The sequence below is a fragment of the Pontibacter harenae genome (genome assembly GCF_020907245.1).
Lineage (GTDB): Bacteria > Bacteroidota > Bacteroidia > Cytophagales > Hymenobacteraceae > Pontibacter > Pontibacter harenae.
Window position 1 is genome coordinate 33,760 of record NZ_JAJJWH010000031.1, and the last position, 17,749, is coordinate 51,508.

Annotated in this window: 19 protein-coding genes and 1 pseudogene; 11 read left to right on the plus strand and 9 right to left on the minus strand. The window is 45.1% G+C overall.

The features are described from left to right. The first annotated feature begins 629 nt into the window (after nucleotides 1-629). Together LN893_RS14610 and LN893_RS14615 are read left to right on the plus strand one after the other, a co-directional pair. On the plus strand, nucleotides 630-2,378 hold the full coding sequence (locus LN893_RS14610; protein ID WP_229971308.1) for an ABC transporter ATP-binding protein: 1,749 nt from the start codon (nucleotides 630-632) through the stop codon (nucleotides 2,376-2,378). 158 nt (nucleotides 2,379-2,536) lie between these two features. After that, the gene (locus LN893_RS14615) at nucleotides 2,537-2,734 is read left to right on the plus strand and encodes a hypothetical protein (RefSeq protein WP_229971310.1); all 198 of its coding nucleotides are present in this window, start codon (nucleotides 2,537-2,539) and stop codon (nucleotides 2,732-2,734) included. 123 nt (nucleotides 2,735-2,857) lie between these two features. Here the strand turns inward: LN893_RS14615 and LN893_RS14620 are convergent, their stop codons facing one another. The 4 genes from LN893_RS14620 to LN893_RS14635 all read right to left on the minus strand — a co-directional run bounded on the left by LN893_RS14620 (nucleotide 2,858) and on the right by LN893_RS14635 (nucleotide 5,931). Then, a complete protein-coding gene (locus LN893_RS14620; RefSeq protein WP_229971312.1) occupies nucleotides 2,858-3,337 on the minus strand; it encodes a hypothetical protein in 480 nt (159 codons plus the stop codon). Between the two features lie 389 nt (nucleotides 3,338-3,726). After that, nucleotides 3,727-4,563, minus strand: coding sequence for an alpha/beta fold hydrolase (locus LN893_RS14625; RefSeq protein ID WP_229971314.1), 837 nt, complete (start codon nucleotides 4,561-4,563; stop codon nucleotides 3,727-3,729). 543 nt (nucleotides 4,564-5,106) lie between these two features. Then, the gene (locus LN893_RS14630; RefSeq protein WP_229971317.1) at nucleotides 5,107-5,283 is read right to left on the minus strand and encodes a hypothetical protein; all 177 of its coding nucleotides are present in this window, start codon (nucleotides 5,281-5,283) and stop codon (nucleotides 5,107-5,109) included. Nucleotides 5,284-5,520: 237 nt separating this feature from the next. Next, the gene (locus LN893_RS14635) at nucleotides 5,521-5,931 is read right to left on the minus strand and encodes a spore germination protein GerW family protein (protein ID WP_229971319.1); all 411 of its coding nucleotides are present in this window, start codon (nucleotides 5,929-5,931) and stop codon (nucleotides 5,521-5,523) included. A 357-nt stretch (nucleotides 5,932-6,288) separates the two neighbouring features. Here LN893_RS14635 and LN893_RS14640 point away from each other — a divergent pair, with 357 nt between their 5' ends. Both LN893_RS14640 and LN893_RS14645 read left to right on the plus strand, forming a co-directional pair. Then, on the plus strand, nucleotides 6,289-6,705 hold the full coding sequence (locus LN893_RS14640; protein WP_229971322.1) for a hypothetical protein: 417 nt from the start codon (nucleotides 6,289-6,291) through the stop codon (nucleotides 6,703-6,705). Between the two features lie 175 nt (nucleotides 6,706-6,880). Further along, nucleotides 6,881-7,252 (plus strand): hypothetical protein, encoded by a 372-nt coding sequence (locus LN893_RS14645; protein WP_229971324.1) that lies wholly within the window; start codon nucleotides 6,881-6,883, stop codon nucleotides 7,250-7,252. Between the two features lie 61 nt (nucleotides 7,253-7,313). On the opposite strand, the gene LN893_RS14650 is transcribed toward LN893_RS14645, so the two are convergent. After that, entirely contained in the window at nucleotides 7,314-7,490 is a 177-nt protein-coding gene (locus LN893_RS14650) for a hypothetical protein (protein ID WP_229971326.1), read from the minus strand. A gap of 386 nt (nucleotides 7,491-7,876) precedes the next feature. Between LN893_RS14650 and LN893_RS14655 the strand changes: the two genes are divergently transcribed. The 4 genes from LN893_RS14655 (at nucleotide 7,877) to LN893_RS14670 (ending at nucleotide 10,355) form a co-directional block, all read left to right on the plus strand. Continuing rightward, nucleotides 7,877-8,392 (plus strand): Crp/Fnr family transcriptional regulator, encoded by a 516-nt coding sequence (locus LN893_RS14655; protein WP_369427682.1) that lies wholly within the window; start codon nucleotides 7,877-7,879, stop codon nucleotides 8,390-8,392. Nucleotides 8,393-8,536: 144 nt separating this feature from the next. Beyond that, nucleotides 8,537-8,956 (plus strand): DUF4345 domain-containing protein, encoded by a 420-nt coding sequence (locus LN893_RS14660; protein WP_229971328.1) that lies wholly within the window; start codon nucleotides 8,537-8,539, stop codon nucleotides 8,954-8,956. Further along, complete coding sequence (locus LN893_RS14665) at nucleotides 8,957-9,571, plus strand: DinB family protein (protein WP_229971330.1); 615 nt, start codon at nucleotides 8,957-8,959, stop codon at nucleotides 9,569-9,571. A 178-nt stretch (nucleotides 9,572-9,749) separates the two neighbouring features. Then, complete coding sequence (locus tag LN893_RS14670) at nucleotides 9,750-10,355, plus strand: YceI family protein (protein ID WP_229971332.1); 606 nt, start codon at nucleotides 9,750-9,752, stop codon at nucleotides 10,353-10,355. Between the two features lie 146 nt (nucleotides 10,356-10,501). Here LN893_RS14670 and LN893_RS14675 read toward each other — a convergent pair whose 3' ends face one another. From LN893_RS14675 to LN893_RS20570, 3 genes and pseudogenes are all read right to left on the minus strand, one after another. Then, nucleotides 10,502-10,729 (minus strand): hypothetical protein, encoded by a 228-nt coding sequence (locus LN893_RS14675; RefSeq protein ID WP_229971344.1) that lies wholly within the window; start codon nucleotides 10,727-10,729, stop codon nucleotides 10,502-10,504. 106 nt (nucleotides 10,730-10,835) lie between these two features. Continuing rightward, nucleotides 10,836-10,928: pseudogene (locus LN893_RS14680) on the minus strand (transposase); the annotation flags it as partial. Between the two features lie 17 nt (nucleotides 10,929-10,945). Then, nucleotides 10,946-11,071, minus strand: coding sequence for a hypothetical protein (locus LN893_RS20570; protein ID WP_255710071.1), 126 nt, complete (start codon nucleotides 11,069-11,071; stop codon nucleotides 10,946-10,948). A 452-nt stretch (nucleotides 11,072-11,523) separates the two neighbouring features. Between LN893_RS20570 and LN893_RS14685 the strand changes: the two genes are divergently transcribed. The 3 genes from LN893_RS14685 to LN893_RS14695 all read left to right on the plus strand — a co-directional run bounded on the left by LN893_RS14685 (nucleotide 11,524) and on the right by LN893_RS14695 (nucleotide 16,993). Then, nucleotides 11,524-12,981, plus strand: a complete 1,458-nt coding sequence (locus tag LN893_RS14685; protein ID WP_229971335.1) for a hypothetical protein — start codon at nucleotides 11,524-11,526, stop codon at nucleotides 12,979-12,981. Between the two features lie 369 nt (nucleotides 12,982-13,350). Then, entirely contained in the window at nucleotides 13,351-15,801 is a 2,451-nt protein-coding gene (hrpB, locus tag LN893_RS14690) for an ATP-dependent helicase HrpB (RefSeq protein ID WP_229971337.1), read from the plus strand. A 640-nt stretch (nucleotides 15,802-16,441) separates the two neighbouring features. After that, nucleotides 16,442-16,993: a YceI family protein gene (locus tag LN893_RS14695; protein ID WP_229971339.1), complete on the plus strand. Its 552-nt coding sequence runs from the start codon at nucleotides 16,442-16,444 to the stop codon at nucleotides 16,991-16,993. A gap of 173 nt (nucleotides 16,994-17,166) precedes the next feature. Here LN893_RS14695 and LN893_RS14700 read toward each other — a convergent pair whose 3' ends face one another. Continuing rightward, a complete protein-coding gene (locus LN893_RS14700; RefSeq protein ID WP_229971340.1) occupies nucleotides 17,167-17,664 on the minus strand; it encodes an REP-associated tyrosine transposase in 498 nt (165 codons plus the stop codon). Nucleotides 17,665-17,749 lie beyond the last annotated feature (85 nt).

Below are 17,749 nucleotides of genomic sequence, written 5' to 3' on the forward strand. Positions count from 1 at the left end.
ATGAATGTTATACTTTTGTGCATGTATAAAAATACGGTAGTAACTGCAGATGTTTGCCCTTTAGGGTATTGGCGGTTTTGGTCTCTAAACCCTTTGAGGAGAACCTAAAGCGAAAGCTTTAGAGTTGCAAGTAAAGCTAAATAAGGTTGAGCATTTTAGAGGCAGGCAGTTTAAAGCTTCTCAGTACATGTAAACACCCCTCTTGCTCCCCTCAAGGGGAGAATTTACTATAATGAAATGGGACTAAAGAACTGTTTCATACTGTTTTAGACCTGGCGCGGGAATTATTCCCTTGCCTACTAACATGGTTGAGTCTGTGACTCGACGGGCTTGAAAAGGCTGATTACAGCTAATGCGAGAATTATCTCGTTACTTACAGAGTGTTTGTAGATCTCCAGGATAACAAGAAGGTGGGATATCTTTTTTGCAGGAGACCTAGCAGAAGGAACAGCCTTTGTTGGGATTTTTAAATGGTGGAGTCAGAGATTCCACCATTTAAAAAGTCAATAATCTGGAGATTCGCGCCAGTGAGTTTAAAAGTTCAGAATGATATTTTTTCTTCGGAGCTTAGCTTGTAGGGAAAAACAAAGCATAAACCATTCATCAGATAATCAGAGCTACAAATACAGATGCCGAAATCAAAAAAGTTAAATAACGTTACGCTGGGTCATGTCTTCAAAACCATTATCTGGCCCAGGAAGAAGTACCTTACCATCGGGCTGGTCCTGATCGTGATCAGCCGTTTGGCGGGTTTAGTTTTGCCTGGTGCCAGCAAATATCTTATTGATGATGTTATTCCGAACAGTGACTTTGACATGCTGAAGTGGTTGATATTGGCCGTAGTAGCAGCCATTGTGGTGCAGGCAATAACTTCTTTTGCCCTGACGCAAATACTAAGCGTAGAGGCCCAGCATCTTATTTCGCAGCTACGGGCCAAGGTGCAGCGGCATATTATTCAGCTGCCGATCCGTTTCTTCGACAATACCAAAACAGGCGAACTGGTGTCTAGGATTATGACTGATGTGGAAGGCGTCAGGAACCTAGTAGGAACTGGTTTTGCCCAAATGATTGGAGGGGTGCTAACCTCACTGATCTGCCTGGTGTTGCTGATTGTCATCAGTCCGCTCATGACTTTGTTTGTCTTATTTCCAGTGGCTATTTTCGGTGTCATCTCACTTAAAGCCTTCGGTAAGATAAGGCCTATCTTTAGGGAACGCGGTGTAATCAATGCCGAAGTTACAGGCAGGCTAACCGAAACGCTGGGAGGCGTGCGCGTGATAAAGGGTTTCAATGCAGAGGAACAGGAGATAAAAACGTTTGAAGATGGCGTTACGCGACTTTTCCTAAACGTGAAAAAGAGCCTAATTACGACCAGTTTGGTTACCTCCTCGGCTACCCTATTGCTGGGCCTTGCTTCGGCTGGCATCATGGGTATAGGCGGCTACCTTATCATGAACGGAGAATTAACCTTCGGTGATTTTCTGGCCTTTACGCTATACCTTGGTTTTATGATCGCGCCCATCCTGCAGATGAGCAACATCGGGAGTCAGTTTACGGAGGCCTTTGCAGGGCTAGACCGTACGGAAGAAATTCTGAACATGCCTCTGGAGGACGATGGCAGCCAGAGAACTCTACAGCTAGATCATATCGAAGGAGACATTGTTTTCGAAAATGTATCTTTTGCCTACGAACCTGGAAAAGACGTGGTAAAGGCTGTCAGTTTTAAAGCGCCTGCCGGGTCTGTTACAGCTTTGGTAGGGACATCGGGTTCAGGAAAAACCACCATTGCTGGGTTGGCAGCTTCGTTCTTAAACCCCGACAGCGGCACTATTACCGTAGACGGGCACAACCTGCAAGCCATTAGCCTGCAGAGCTACAGAAGTCAACTGGGAGTAGTGTTACAAGATGATTTCTTGTTTGAGGGCACTATAAGGGACAATATTCTTTTCCCACGCCCTGGTGCCTCCGAAGAAAAACTGATGCAGGCCGTGCAAGCAGCCCATGTGCAGGAATTTACCGACCGCTTCCCTGATGGCCTGAACACGCTGATTGGAGAGCGGGGCGTAAAACTTTCGGGAGGGCAAAGACAACGCATTGCCATTGCCAGGGCTATTTTGGCCGATCCGCGCATCCTGATCCTGGATGAGGCGACTTCTAATTTGGACACTGAAAGCGAGAGCCTGATTCAGGCTAGCCTGAAGACCCTGATGCAGGGCCGCACCACTTTTGTTATCGCCCACCGCCTGAGCACCATTCGCCAAGCCGACCAGATATTGGTGATAGAGCAGGGCAACATTGCCGAGCAAGGTAAGCACGAAGAACTACTGGAAAAGCAAGGGAGATACTACCAATTATATACTTACCAGGCAAGGATTTAAATAAGGTTCTGGAGCTACGGCTGTTCCCTTAGTTTTGTGCCTTGTAGTGGGAGTAAAACCCGCGTTTTTCGTACCCAAGGCGCAAAAAGGCATATCTATTAGAGCTAAGGTTCGTATCTAACATAGAACTTTTAAAGAATTTTAAACTAAATAACACTATGGACGACAATAGCAAAACAACACTTAAGAATTTAGTAGATGAGCCTTCTCAGGTAAAAGAAATTGTAAATGACCCTAATAAAGGAATTAACTTCTATCAGAACCTTCCTGTAAAGCAAAAGCAGTATTTACTGTACGCCGCTGCTGCAGGTTTGGTAGGATATGGTATCTACTTAGGCAGCAGCAAAGCAAACTAATCTAAAACGACTTCGGCAGACCAATTGGCCTGCCGAAGTCGTTTTGCTGTTTACATTAATAAAAAAACGTTGCTATCATTGTCAACTTCTGATAATGATAGCAACGTTTTTTATAGACTAACTTTAGTTTCTTCTTACGAACTTCCAGGTGTATACTCCTACTCTGGATGTGGTTTTCTCGTCGTCTGGCACATTATGAGGGAAGCCTGCCCAAGCCTCTTCGTCCTCCCAAACCATAACGGTGTCAGAAAGCGTCTTGATTAAATAGTCGGTGGTAACATTACCTTGCTTTAATTGTATGTAGGTAGAGTCATTTGCATCAGGAAAACTATACTCCCAAACATCTCTTTCCGAACTGTTTGGTAAAGTAACAGTCATACGTCGGCCATCAAAGTTAAAGTAAGCTTCACGTATCGAAGAGTCGGAATACATTACTCTGTCTCCATCACCATAGTACACTCTTTTAACAGATGTGTTTGTCCAGTCGCCTCTCATGTCAGCATCAATTGCTGAGACTGGCATTGGTACAGTCTCCTCGTTTTCTTCTTTGCAAGAGGCTAAAAATAGAGTTGCGAGCAGTGGGATTAATATAAGCTTTTTCATAAAACTTCGGTTTAAGTTAATAAAGGTGTTTAAATCAAAAATGTTGTTTTTTAAAGGTAAATGCGTAGCCTGAAAAACATGTGATTACGTAATACGACACTTTTTTTGATGGGGTTTTTGAACCTGCTCTTATAGCACCAGGAGTAGGAAAATGAACAAAACTCGAACATCAAGTTAGAAAAGTGATAGTGGTCTTAAATCGCTGAGGTGCTGCATGGTTTGTTAGAGACAACTGGCACACGACGTGAAGAATTTGCAGTTCGAGAAAGCAAGGATAAATTAATTGCCAACTATTGATCTGAGCATGATCGGGATAAGAACATGATATAACAGCAACAGCCGTAACGTTAACGCACGGCTGTTGCTGTTATAAAAAAAGTATCGCTTGCTTATTTGCGAAGGAAATCAATTAGCGCACTGTTCAGTTTTTCCTTGTGTGTGAGGAACAAACCATGCGGGGCACCTTCTATTTTAACGTACTTATTGTTCCATATTTCTTTAGTCGACTGTTCGCTGCTTGTTTTAATAGGTACGATCTGGTCGGCATCTCCGTGTACGATAAGGGTAGGTACCGTAACGTTGCGTAACTCAGGACGGAAGTCGGTGTTTGCCCAGGCCTTAGCCGTTTCGATAGTACCACGTGGCGAAGCAGCCGAAGTGATACTCCAATCGTAATGCAACTGCTGCTCGCTTACAGTATCTTTGTTGTCGCTATAGTTGTAGAACTGCTTGCTGAATTCTGCCAGGAACGTAACGCGCTTGGTTTTGAGCGATTCCATTATCTCGTTCAGCTTATCTTCTGGCACTCCGTCGGGGTTATCGTCAGTCTTCTTCACCATAGGTATAACCGAACTGATCAGTACGGCTTTGGCGACACGCTCGTCGCCGAACATGCTCAGGTAGCGTACCACTTCACCGCCACCCATCGAGAAACCTACCAGCACACAATCCCATAGGTTAAGCTGTTCGATCAGGGTACGCAGGTCCTGTGCAAGTGAGCTGTAGTCATAATTTAGGTAAGGTCGGTCGGAGTCGCCGAAACCACGGCGGTCGTAGGCAATGCAGCGGAAGCCCGCGTCCACAATGGCTTGTACCTGGTTTTCCCACATCTTATGGCTCAGAGGCCAACCGTGGATCAGGATTACGGGCTGCCCTTGGCCATAGTCCTGGTAGTTTAAGTAAACATTTTCGCCTCTCTGGCTGTCTTCTGTTTCGATAAATGGCATAATTAAGTTTGTTTTGGTTGATTTATAGTGATAGTTATAAAAGCTAATAATGGCTATTACTTTAACTACTTAATGAATCTAAATGTTTTTAGAAAGGCTTGTGCTGCAGTACTACCACAGTCATATACCAGTGCTAGCACAAAGCTATACTGCTGAGCAGATAGAGCATGATAGACTATTGGGAAAGAAAGGGCGGGTATGGACCTAGCGGTTTTCAAGGTTTGTATAGCCTGCTTAGAATTTGTTTTGGAGGATGGTGTTTTATAGTTGGTGTGGTCCAACCACCCCCAACCCCCAATGCCGTCAACTTAAGGATTTTTCTAGGTTTATACGAACTAAGAACCTTTAGTTGACGGCATTGGGGGTGGTTGGACTACTTCGCACCAACAGTCAAGGTTGTCAACCAATATGCTATCGTGCTCCCGTCTCTGAACATGTGTAGCTGTCTGGAAAGAAGAGACACTAGCAGCAAGCTAGAGCTAGCGAGGAAAGGAAAAGCAGCTTCCATAAAAAAGGCCTCTGCGTTAGCAGAGGCCTTTTGGTTTAGTTTGCCAGTATTGGTATTAACTCGCGCTCATGGTATACCAGTCCTCTCCATAAAGGATGATCTTTTACAATGTTGTAATAGACGCTTTTCAGGTATTGGCTTATGATCAATGTTATATCTGGATTCACTTTCGTAAACACTTCAGATCCTATAGGAAATTTATTTTCTGTCATACTTTATGTGTACGTATCTAGATTGAATACCAACGGGTTATTCTAATTTTTTTTGAAAAAGGTGCCACTGAGCTAGATCAGGTCCCTTAAAATTTAAATGGGTTGCTGGGCCAGGTGCGCATTTACTAATGGGAGGCTTTAGGGAGTTGCCAGAATATAGAAATAATCCTGAATTGCAAGCTCTTGCCAACAGATCTTTGCGTTCCTGCTGCCCTAGCATTCATAACAGCAGAAAGCTTATTTTTTCAATAGCTTTACGATACGCTTGTTCTTAAATATACTTACAATGCTTTTTGTGGTCAGCAACAATGCCAGACTTCCGATGGCTACTATTTTTACCACCGTCTGCGGATCCCGGATGGTGCGGAATCGACTACTACCTTCTTTCATTTCGATAAAGCCTACAGGTACCAATACCATACCGCCGCCTCCGCCGCTGCCAGAACCTTCTCCGTCTACTTTTGTGCCGGCACCGCCGCCGCCGCCAAAACCATACATAGCTTTAGAAACAGGAATAACTGTTATTCCATCGCGTTCTACTGGCTCGCCATAAATAGTAGAACTGTTAGCAGCTACGCCCAGCTTTTCGGCCAGCCGTTCTACAAAGTGAGGTTCAGCAGCACTAACCGTTTTGTTATCTTTTTCCATATGCAGGCGCTTTAGTTTAGTTTAAGGAATATTTAAGTACGATTGCCTTTAGCTGAAGTTTAGGTGTAAGAGCTTGTTTAGCCACTGTTGCTGGTACTGAGCTAGGGTATGCTAATAGCTTGTACTGTTACTCGTGCTGAAGGTATAGCTGCGTGTAAAGAAGTCACGAGCTTTAAGCTATCTCCAGCAAGGCTTACTCGTCAGATACATTTTTAATCTTCTGAGAGAAGCTTATATTTAGCTTTCAAACTTTATACGCTCATGAAGTTCCTGTTCCTTTGCCTCAGTTGGCTTCTTCTGTCTGTTCCTGTCTTGGCCCAAAATATTTAGTTGCGAAAACTCCTCAAATTGAAAGAGATGGAGCATGCGAAAGTAGATAAGCAGCTATCCAGGATGGGGTGGAAATTTATGTCGGACAGCAAACCAACGGACGACATAATGGGTCAAGCGGTTTGGGCTTATGAACCCAATGTTGGTGGTGCCACAGCCTGGTGTGTTCTTTATTACAACACAACCAGCCCTTCTCGTATTCTTTATAACATCTACGGCGGTTATGCCATCCAAAAGATTCAGAAGAAAATAAAGCGACGTAAAGTGAACATCATGGAAGAAGGGCAAGAGTTGGAGCGGGTACAGTATCTGGCGGCTTATGCTGATTACCCTGATGATCAATATATAATGCGACTTATGACGTATAAGCAGCCAAACTACTATGGCATAAAAATCTTCGATAAAAGCGACTATTTAAAAGCAAAGAAAAATGGCCGCCTGTAAACTAAAGGCGGACAAAGCTGCTGGTAAGTTGCAAATGTGAACCTGCTCTTGGTTAGTCCTTGAACTCTTGCTGGAGGTATATTAGTAGGCAAAACAGGTACACGAGCTGCAAGCTCGCACCAGCATGTGTAGAATACACGGTAAACGTAAAGCAGCTAAAGCACAAAGCAGAAGTATGAATCTGACAGTAGGATGTAAAGTAACATGGACAGAGTCGGTGTATACGCCTTACACAGAAGGAGAAACATCAGACTTTATCGGGGAGCGAACGATAACCGGCAGGATAACAGCAGAAGGGTATGCGAAGAAAACGAACTACCATTTCTTCACAATTCATGTATATAGCGCGGAAGGGGTAAACGCACACGAGATAGAAGCGCAAAGCAAGATCGTCAGGCGGGGCGTAGTCCTTTACCCGAAATGCAGGATTATAGCTACACCCGACAACTACGCGGAACTGGTGCAGGAAAAGGCAGCGCGGAAGGAAAACAGCAGCCCCGTATGTTATGCCCACTTGAAAGGCTTTCGCGAAGGTTTCAAAGATTAAGCTCCTGGTAATGGCTTGATTGTCATAAAAAAGCCCCTGCCGAAAACAGGGGCTTTATAGTTTAACTTATCGGTACAGGTATTAATTCCCGCTCATAGTATACCAGGTCCTTCTGCGAAGGATTACCTTTTACAGTACAGTAATAGATACGTTTCAGGTATTGGCGGATGGTTAATATCAGATCTGGATTCACTTTTGCAAACACTTCGGACCCGATGGGAAATTTGTTTTCTGTCATACTATAGTGTACGGCTTTGAAGGGAATAGCAACGGGTTATAGTAGATTATAAGTAAAGAGACAAAATTAGTTTAATATAAATATGAATCCGAAAGCACTTGCAGTTGATTTATAATCAAATTATTACACTTAAAAAGTCTTGTGTCTTGTGTCGTGATACTTGTGTCCCAATACTTGATTAAAAGGTGCCGCTGGGCGATATCAGGTGCTCTGATAGTGGGAGCTTACAGCTCATCCTGTTACTTTAGCTGAAGGTACAGCCGGGTGGAAAAGAAAGTCACAAGCTGCAAATGCTCAAAAACAAGGCTGTTATGATTAAACCATAGTTTGCAAACCACCCAACTCGCCTTAAATTGCAGATAATTGCAACAGAAACATTCCTGAGTATGGTTGAAGAACTTCAGACGCTAAAGCAAGTGGTTACGGGTATCCATCCTTTGTCCGAAGAAGACTGGGAGGCTTTCACTTCTGTCTGGAGCAGCCATTCTGCTAAAAGAAAGGAACCCATAACTTTAGCTGGCGATGTAGAGCATTACCTGTATTTTGTAGCGGAGGGGGTGCAGCGGGTTTATTACTTCGATGAACAGGACCGGGAAGCAACGCTTGTTTTTACCTATCCGCCGTCGTTTGGCGGCGTGCTGGATTCCTTTATGCTGCAGCAGCTTTCCCGTTACTTCTATGAAACCTTAACCCCATCCGTTTTTTTAAGAGCGCCATTTCTGGAGCTGCAGCGGCTTATGCAGAGCAGATCCGCCATCGAATCCATGATAAGGAAAGGCCTGTCTCACAGCATGTCGGGTTTGCTGGAGCGCCTGGTAGAGCTGCAGTGTTATTCGTCGGAGGAGCGGTTCAGAAAATTACTGCAACGCAGCCCCCCACATTCTGCAACTGGTGCCGCATAAGTACCTTGCCAATTACCTGGGTATCGACCCAACAAACTTCAGCAAACTACTCAACAAAGTGAAAATCTGAAATCTTGGTATTTACCAAGAATAGTCTTTCTGGGGCACGCCATCTTTGTAACATCAACTTAAACAAAGCATGTTATGAAGAAGCAAAAAATTGTTGCCCTGGCCTCCAAAGGCTTTATTCTCCTCTCGGCGCTAAGCCTGCTATCCGTTAGCGTAATGGCTTTCGCTAACCCGCAGTCCGTGATGGACCTGGTAAATGTGCAGCTAAACAATACAGATGCCCTCAGTTCCATCAGAGGGGTGTATGGTGGCGTTGGGATGACACTCTTTCTAAGCCTGATTTACCTGATGCTGCGCGACACTCAAAGCGGATTGCTGTTTTTGTGCCTGCTCTGGGGTTTTTATGCCTTGTCTCGTACCATCACCATCTTCTATGAAGGAGCCCTGGGCGACTTTGGGAATCAATGGCTGGTGACAGAGTCGGTGTTTTTTGTACTTGCCTTGGCACTGGCGCTTGCAAACAGAAATACGGTACCCACCAAAAAGGCAGCTTAGATGAAAGCTGTAAGCAAGGTGCAACTGCTGCAACGCCTGGAAGACACGGTGGAGCAGCACCTTAGAGAAACGATACGTGTTTTCCAGAACCTGCCGGAAAGTGACCTTTTAAAGCCTGCTGCCAACGGAGGGTGGAGTATAGCCGCGTGCCTGGCGCACCTCAACAGCTACGGCGATTATTACCTGCCACGCATAAAGGCTGGTGTAGCCTGCCAGAAGGGGATGCCCGTAGAGGCAACATTCAGGAGCAGCTGGATTGGGCGGTTATTCATACGCATGATGGACCCTGCCACCGGAACCAAAAAGTATAAAGCCATTGCAGCGCACCAGCCGCCTGCAGACCTGAACCCTTATGCCGTAGTCAGGGAGTTTATTAGGCAGCAGGAGGAACTTCTTTTATGCCTGCGGAGCTGCCAGGACATTAACCTAAACAGCATCCAGATACCGACTTCTGTTTTAAGTTGGGTGCACCTGAAGCTGGGAGACGTCCTGCAGTTTCTGATAGCCCACAACCACAGGCATTTGCTACAGGCCAGGAGAAATCTCTCTGAAACAAAGGTCTGTAACAGCAATCACCTTAGAGCCAGTTGTACATCTCCGGTTGCTCAAGCATAAGGCTAGTGCTGCGCCAAATTGAAGATTAGAAATTAAGAATTAGAAATGTGGTATTCAATGTCACTTTCATAGCTTATACATCCACTTGAAGTTCTAAAAATGAAGTTGGACGAGCACTAGTGTAGTTGCTTATCCAAAAAAATATCAAATCATTTTATAACCCAAACAAAATAAAACCATGAAAAAAGTATTTTTATCCGCGTGTGTTCTTTTTAGTGCCCTTTGCTTTACCAGCTGCGAAGACGAAGAAGTTAGCCAAAGTACCTATGCCCTGGAAAAGAGCAGTTCCAAAGTAACCTGGAAAGGCTACAGCCCAGTTCTGTTTCACGATGGCTCGTTTATCGTGCAGAGCCAGGACATTAAAGTGGAAAATGGCGTGGTCGTGTCTGGCACCTTTACTATCCCGATTGCTACTATTGAGAATTTCGATTTGCCTGACGAGGTGAAGCCAGTGTTGCTCGAGCATCTTAAGAGCCCGGACTTCTTTAACCTGGCACTGCACCCTACGGCTTCCTTCAAGATCACGAAGGTGCAGCCGTTGGCCAACGCATCAGAAGGGACTAACTACACCGTTACCGGCGACTTTACCATGCTGGGGCAGACGCACCCGATCACGTTCCCGGCCAAGATTAACCTAGAAGGAAGTAACCTGAACCTGGAAGCAAGCTTTAAGCTGGACAGAACCAAGTGGGGCATGACCTACGCAGCCGATCCTGCGCTGGAAGAACACCACATCCTGCCCGAGGTGGACATAGAATTCGACCTGACAGCACAGAAGAAGTAGAAGGCCTGTTTTGGCAACGTACACATCACCATTTTCCTGAAGGGGCTACTTTCTGTAGATGCCCTTCAGGCTTATCAGGTATAAAATAAGTATTATGTTGGATAAATGTAGTGCTGGCGCGAGCTTGCAGCTCGTGCCTCCACTATTCAGGCAGTATTAATCTCTAATACTCCTTTACCGCCGCTGTAGTCTTTGGCGCTGCTGTATTTCCAATGGTGTGCCTCCGCTACAAAGCCAGCTTCTACGGGGTTCTTGTGAATGTAGTCGATTTTCTGATCTATCACCGCAGCGCTCCACAATTCGATAGGTTGGTTGTGCTGTTGCCAGAATTGCCGGTGCTTTACGTTGCTGTTCTTCTGGCCCGCCCGCTCCATGAGCCACAGCATCCATTCCTTCCGGCTCTCCTGCGGATTTTTGGCAATACTTAGTCCCCCTTTGAAGGGGGTAGGGGGATGTTAACCGTTTGGAAGTATAGGTTTTCAGTTCCTTCAGCAGCACGCTCGGGTTGTTGTCTCTGGCCCGGAAGATAAGGTGCACGTGGCTGGGCATGATGCACCAGGCATAAATTTCCATGCCTTTGTGCTTGCGGCTTAGTCCAGGCTGTCGGTAACAATAGCAAAGTACTCTTCCCGCGTAAACACATCAATCCAGTATACCACCGCAAAGCTGACAAAGTATAGCCCTTCCTGATTATGAAATTTGTACTTCCTGCTCATGAAAGCTTATACTGCTACGTCACTAGTTCAGGTTCAGTGCTGTATATAGTTCGCTACTAGTAATTCTCCGCTAGTGCGAGCTTGCAGCTCGTACTGTTACTTTAGCTAAAAGTATAGCTGCGTGGAAAGGTAAAGGCACGAGCTGCAAACTCGCGCCAGCAGCGGTGTAATGTAATACTAACGCTACAGGGTTTGATCAGCCACTAACAGTACTTATTGCGCTAGAAGTTACTCTACACAAGAAGTAGTTCTGTGCTAGAAGTAGGTTTTGCTGGTGGTTGTTCTGTTCTAGAAGCAATTCTGCGCTAGTGAGAACTTGCAACTCGTACTGTTACTTTAACTGAAGGTATAGCTGCGTAGAAAATAAAAGGCACGAGCTAGAAGCTCGCGCCAGCGGCGGGAGCTTTCTATTTATTAAATTTAGCTCATACAATTTAACAATATCAAAGGAAATGGAATTGATAGATTTTGTTCAAACAGAAATAGCAAACACCACTTTCATAGACTCAGGAACAAATTATTCCGATAGTTTAAAGGAGTACCTTTTTGAGGTGAGATCTAAATTGCATACACTAAATCCTGAAAATAAATTGTATGCTGAGATCTTAAAAAGGTTACCTCATGATTACACTACTGTAGAAACAGGCATATTTAATACTTTAAAACTATATCATTCAGGCAATTTGATAGATAGTCTAAGCACATTTAATTCACTTGCTGAGTGGTTAAACAAGTATTATTGGGATGATGTACAAAATTTAGATTTGAGTGAATTTCCAAATATTGTGAATGCAAAACCACGTTTTTATAGAAGTAGGGTGTCTTCTAAAACTACTAAAAAAGATTATGGTGCTATATTTCACATTCCTTTCCAACTTAGAGAGGTTGCTGCTCATGGACGGTTCAATTTAGCTGGAATGCCTTGTTTATATTTGGGTAAATCTATTCATGCTTGCTGGGAGGAGTTAAATCGTCCCCAGCTTGAAAATTTCCTAGTTGCAAAGTACATGATCAGCGAGATTGATTATAAAATAATCAATCTCGCTGATCCTCCCTCCGTTAACTATCACAATTTTGAATTCTTTTTTTTTGTAGTAGTCTTTCAAGCCTGTAAATTTTTAACTGAAAAAGGTACAAATGCATCTGAGGACATCAAGGGTATCATTGATTGTGTTTCTACAAATACAGGAATTACATTTAAAGAATCACGTGAGGACTTGTTCAATAAGCTAGAAGAAACACCAATAAATGCCTATATAATTAATGATATACTTATCCAGAATGGTGGTTATAACTATGAAAAGCTTTTAGATTTATTTTATTTCAATATTGAAGAAGAAATATATCCATACTTTAGTGAAAATGATGCATACTTAGCAAGTATGAAGAAAGCAAAGAGCATGTTGCAAACAGCGATAGCTAAATTGGTGAATGATATAATTTTACATCCCCTTAAATCGGCTGTTTCCTTTAGAGTTAAAAATTATGACCATCCTTTCAAACCACAGTACATTTTAAGTCAATTTTTAATGCAATGGCTATTTAAGAAGAATCAACAAGAGAAAACATTGTATGGACTTTCATATTTATCTTCAAGAATTCCAGATTTAAGTAAGAAGAGTGTTTTAGATTTAAACTTATATAAGAATTATGTTTTCCCTTCTATACCTCAGAGTTCGGGTTATTGCTCTAAGTTAGTAAAGTCTTTTTTGATTTCAGATATAGTAACAATCGATGATATCCTAAAAAATGAAATAAAACATAGTATCAATAAAGATGGCAAAATTTATACCTATGGGCCTAGAGGAATACCTTATAATGAAACCTACTTATACCAACTGGAAATGCTACTTGAAAATAGTAACATGAATGATATAAGTTCTTTGAACGTGGATTACAGTAGTAGATAATATCTGAAGCTTTGTTATAAATAATTAGGCGTATATTTAGGCTTTTCGATAAAACAATTTTCTTAAATTGTTAAGAGGCTTTAACTTTTTGGAGCAATTATAATTCTTTTCGGTATTGCAGCATTCTATTTTACGCTAGGAAACATAAAGGTGAGATATAGTTGATGAAATAGGATTAATAAAGAAACAACTGCAACAATTCATAAGAACTGCATTTCAAGCAAGGGAGCATCTAATAAATAAATATAACTTTGCTATACTTGAGATTGACATAGGACTAATTGAAGCAGAAGATGCTATAGAACGAGTGAAAAGGCTGCCACATTTAAATTTAAATAAGCTTTTAATAATAACTTATTCATTCCCCCCTTGCCATTCAACCCATTTACCATAGACTTACCCGTTCGGGAAATCATACCTGCTGTTAGGGAGCACCTGGCGGCGCAGAACACGCTGATCGTAAACGCCCCTCCTGGAGCGGGTAAAAGCACCTTGCTGCCGCTGGCTTTGCTGGACGAGGCTTGGCTCGAGGGCCAGAAGATCATCATGCTGGAGCCACGGCGTTTGGCGGCCAAAACCATTGCCGAACGCCTGGCGCAGCTGCTGGGCGAAGAGGTAGGCCAGACCGTCGGCTACCGCATCCGTTTCGAGAACCGCACTTCCGCTGCTACCCGCATCGAGGTAGTGACCGAAGGCATCCTTACCCGCATGATCCACAGCGACCGCTCGCTGACAGGTGTGGGTATCGTAATTTTCGACGAGTTTCATGAGCGCAGCATCCATGCCGATGTAGCTATGGCCCTGAGCCGGGAGGCGCAAAGTACGCTGCGCCCGGACCTGCGCATTATGGTGATGTCGGCCACGTTGGATATGCCGCAGCTCACGAGTTTGCTCAAAGCCCCAGTAGCGCAAAGCATGGGGCGGCAATACCCCATCGAAACCTTTTACACCGGCGATGCTGACGACCGCATGCTGCCCGAAATGACGGCTAAAGTGGTGCAGCAGGCTGCACAGGAGCAGGAAGGGGATATTCTTGTGTTCCTACCTGGCGAAGGCGACATCCGCAAAGTGGAAACCATTCTGCGTAGGCAGCTGCGCAACTTCCAGATACACCCGCTGTTTGGGATGCTGCCCTTCGGTAAGCAGTACGCCGCCATTATACCCGACCGCCAGGGCAGGCGCAAAGTGGTGCTCGCCACCAGTATAGCCGAAACAAGCTTAACGATTGAAGGTATTTCGGTGGTGGTGGATACGGGTTTCAGCAAAACCTCCCGCTTCGATGCGAAGTCGGGTTTATCGCGCCTCGAAACGGTGCGCATCTCCAAAGACGCTGCCGACCAACGTGCTGGTCGCGCTGGACGTTTGGGTCCAGGAACTGCCTACCGCATGTGGAGCAAAACCACACAGGAGCGCATGGCCCCGCACCGCACACCCGAAATACTGGAAGCAGACCTGTCGTCGCTGGTGCTGGACATGGCGCAGTGGGGCATTAGCGATATCCGTGGCCTTACCTGGCTGAACCCGCCGCCGCGTGCTGCCCTGCAATATGCCACCGAAACGCTGCACCAGTTGCAGGCGCTGGAGCATGGCCGCATCACCGAGCATGGCAAGCGCATGCACACACTGCCCTGCCATCCGCGCATCGCGCACATGCTGCTCAAAGCCGAGGAAACGGACCAGGTGCCGCTGGCAAGCGATATTGCCGCCATCCTGGAAGAGCGCGACCCGCTGGACCGCAACGCCGGCATCGACATTAATTTAAGAGTAGAAGCGCTGCGCCGCTTCAGAAAAGAGCAGGGCAAGCGTTTCAGTAAAATAGGAAAGATTGCCCGCTCATACCGTCAGCTGTTTAACGTGGAGCCTGAAAACGGCACCTTCGACGACTATGAAACAGGTGTGCTGCTGGCGCATTGCTACCCCGAGCGTATCGCCTACGCCCGCCCCGGCAACAACGCTCAGTTTCAGCTGGCTAGTGGCAAGTATGCTTCTGCCGGTCACCGCGACGACCTGGCGGACGAGCCCTGGCTGGCGATTGCGCACCTGCATGCGGGCAACGAAGATAACCCAGGACGCATTTTTCTGGCCTCACCGCTTAATCCTCGCGACCTGGCACCGCTCGTGAAACAGCAGGAAAGCTACCATTGGGATGTGAACGACGGTGAGCTTACGGCCTCTATGGATACCCGCATCGGCAGCATTGTGCTGCAAAGCAAGCCACTGCCTGCCCCCGACGACAAGCATCGTGTGCCCGCCATCTCCGAGGCTATAAAACTGGAAGGGGAGCACCTGCTAGACTTTAACGAGGAGCTAACGCAATGGCAAAACCGTGTACAGAGCCTGCGTAAATGGCGGCCAGCAGAAGGTTGGCCAGACGTAAGCACGGCTACTCTACTGATGACAAATGCAGATTGGCTGAAGCCTTACCTCTTCGACATTGAGCACCCCGACGAGCTGATGGAACTGGAACTGCTGCCGATTCTGGAAGCGAAGTACCTGGATGAGGAGCAGCGCGCGAGGCTGAAGGTATTGGCTCCTGCAAGTATAAGCCTGCCAGATGGATCAGGTATAGAACTGGCGTATGAGCCAAACGGTGAGCAGCCTAAGCTGGAAATACGCTTGCAGGATGTGCTGGCCTGGGAGGAAAGCCCGACCGTAGATGAAGGCGAAATGAAAGTGGAACTGCACCTGCTTACCCCGGAGCTGAAACCGATCACCACCGTATCCGACCTGGCCTCTTTTTGGAAAGGAAACTATAGAGTGATTAAGCGGCAGCTGGAGGTGGTATTTCCGGAGGTGAAGTGGGAAGGGGAAGGGAGTTGAAGAGTTGAGGAGTTAGAGGGTTTGGGAGTTAGAAAGTTAGAAAGGGGTTTGGCAGTACCTGGTCTAACCACCCCTGCCCCTCCTTGTCTACGGCAGGGAGCCTGCTATTACTTGTTCTGTTTCGTTTAATCCACTTTTAATGTTCCTCTGAATAACTAGCTATGAGACTAGCTGGTAAGTGCATTAATTCTTTTGGCACAGCAACTGAATGTAGAATGAGGTTACAACTCATAAACGTTTTCTTTCATTGTCACCGCTTCTCGTATAAAGATGTTTAACAGCCTACAAGCCGTACTACAAGAAATAAGCAGTTGCTTCAGTAAGTAAAGCTCCCCGCCTTAGACAAGGAGGGGTGGGGGTGGTTAGACCACGTAAAGCAGGATGCTTCCTCAAAAGCAGCAAGACCTCGCAGCGTCTTCCAGGCTTGTGGGTGTCTGCGCCAACAGCTGTTGCACAGAACCTTTTACGGAATGTAGCTTCTTTACACTAAGTATTTCTAACATATTGGCCAAAGAAGGATTTACTGGATTTATAGCTAAAATTCAAACATATTGATGTCTCAACATGTATATTATAATATACCTTTAAGTATACTTTTAGCCGCAAGACACCCTTTTTACCAACCATTAAAATTAAAAACATGGCAATAACTAAATGGGTAATAGACCCTTATCATTCGGATGTACAGTTTAAAGTACGGCACCTGGTTATTTCGACGGTAACAGGTTCTTTTAACAATTTTACGGGAGGCGCAACGGTGCAGGGAGATGATTTTGATGGCGCTGAGATTCACTTTTCCCTCGATGTGAAAAGTATTTATACAAAAGTAGAGGCACGTGACAATCACCTGCGCTCAGCGGAGTTTTTTGATGCGGAGAACCACCCGAATATTAATTTCCAGTCTACTTATTTTGCCAAAAAGTATGAAAACGTGTACACCCTGGTAGGGATGCTTACTATAAAAGACATCACCAAACCTGTGGAATTGACTGCAGAGTTTGGAGGTTTTGCAGAAGACGAATTCGGCAACAGAAAGGCAGGGTTTGAAGTGAGCGGCACCTTCAGCCGTTGGGAGTTTGGCTTAACCTACAATCCGCTAAACAAAACTGGTGGTTTAGTGCTGGGCGAGGAGGTAAAGCTTTCTGCTAACATTCAGCTAAAGCAGGAAGAGGAACAGCCTGTACAGCAGTAGAGATTTATGGAACAGCAGTCGTGGGGAGTTTTCCTGTGTCTGCTGTTTTTTTGTTTTGTAGGTTTTTCAAGGCCAGAGGCCTTGTGATAGTCAGCACGAGCCTGGAGGCTCGCGCTATAGCGCTACAAAATAATTTTTGTATTCTAAAGTTCTTCTAGTTTTACGGCACACTCCTAGTTGGCACTACTGAGGGTGTAATATTGAGGCTCCGTTACTATTCCAGCATTCACAGGGTTCATGTGAATGTATTCTTGCTTTTGCCGCAGCATATCTGTATTTGTAAGATCTAAAGGATGGTTGTGCTGTTGCCAGAACTGAAAATTGCTGTTATGGCTGTTCCTTCTGCCGAAGTACTTGAAAAGGTGTAGCAGCCATTCCTTTCTGCTCTCCTGCGGATTGTTTTCTATCAGTTTTATAACTCTTTTTCCTGTATAACTTTTAAAGTCACGCAGGATATCGCTTAGGTTTCCATCTGTGGAGTAAATCATGTGCAGATGACTTGGCATCAGGCAAAAGCTGTATATTCTCAAGCCTTTCTTTTCACTACAATAATTAAGATTATTGGTTACTTCTTCTGCATACTCTCGTCTGGTAAATACGTCAATCCATCCCACTACAGTAAGTGTCACAAAGAACAATCCGTCTTGGTATATCTTATACTTCTCTGACATATTTGTTTTACTGTTTTATGTCTGTACATAGCGCGAGCCTCTAGGCCTTATCTTGTTTCATAACTTTCGTAGAAATAGCTATAAG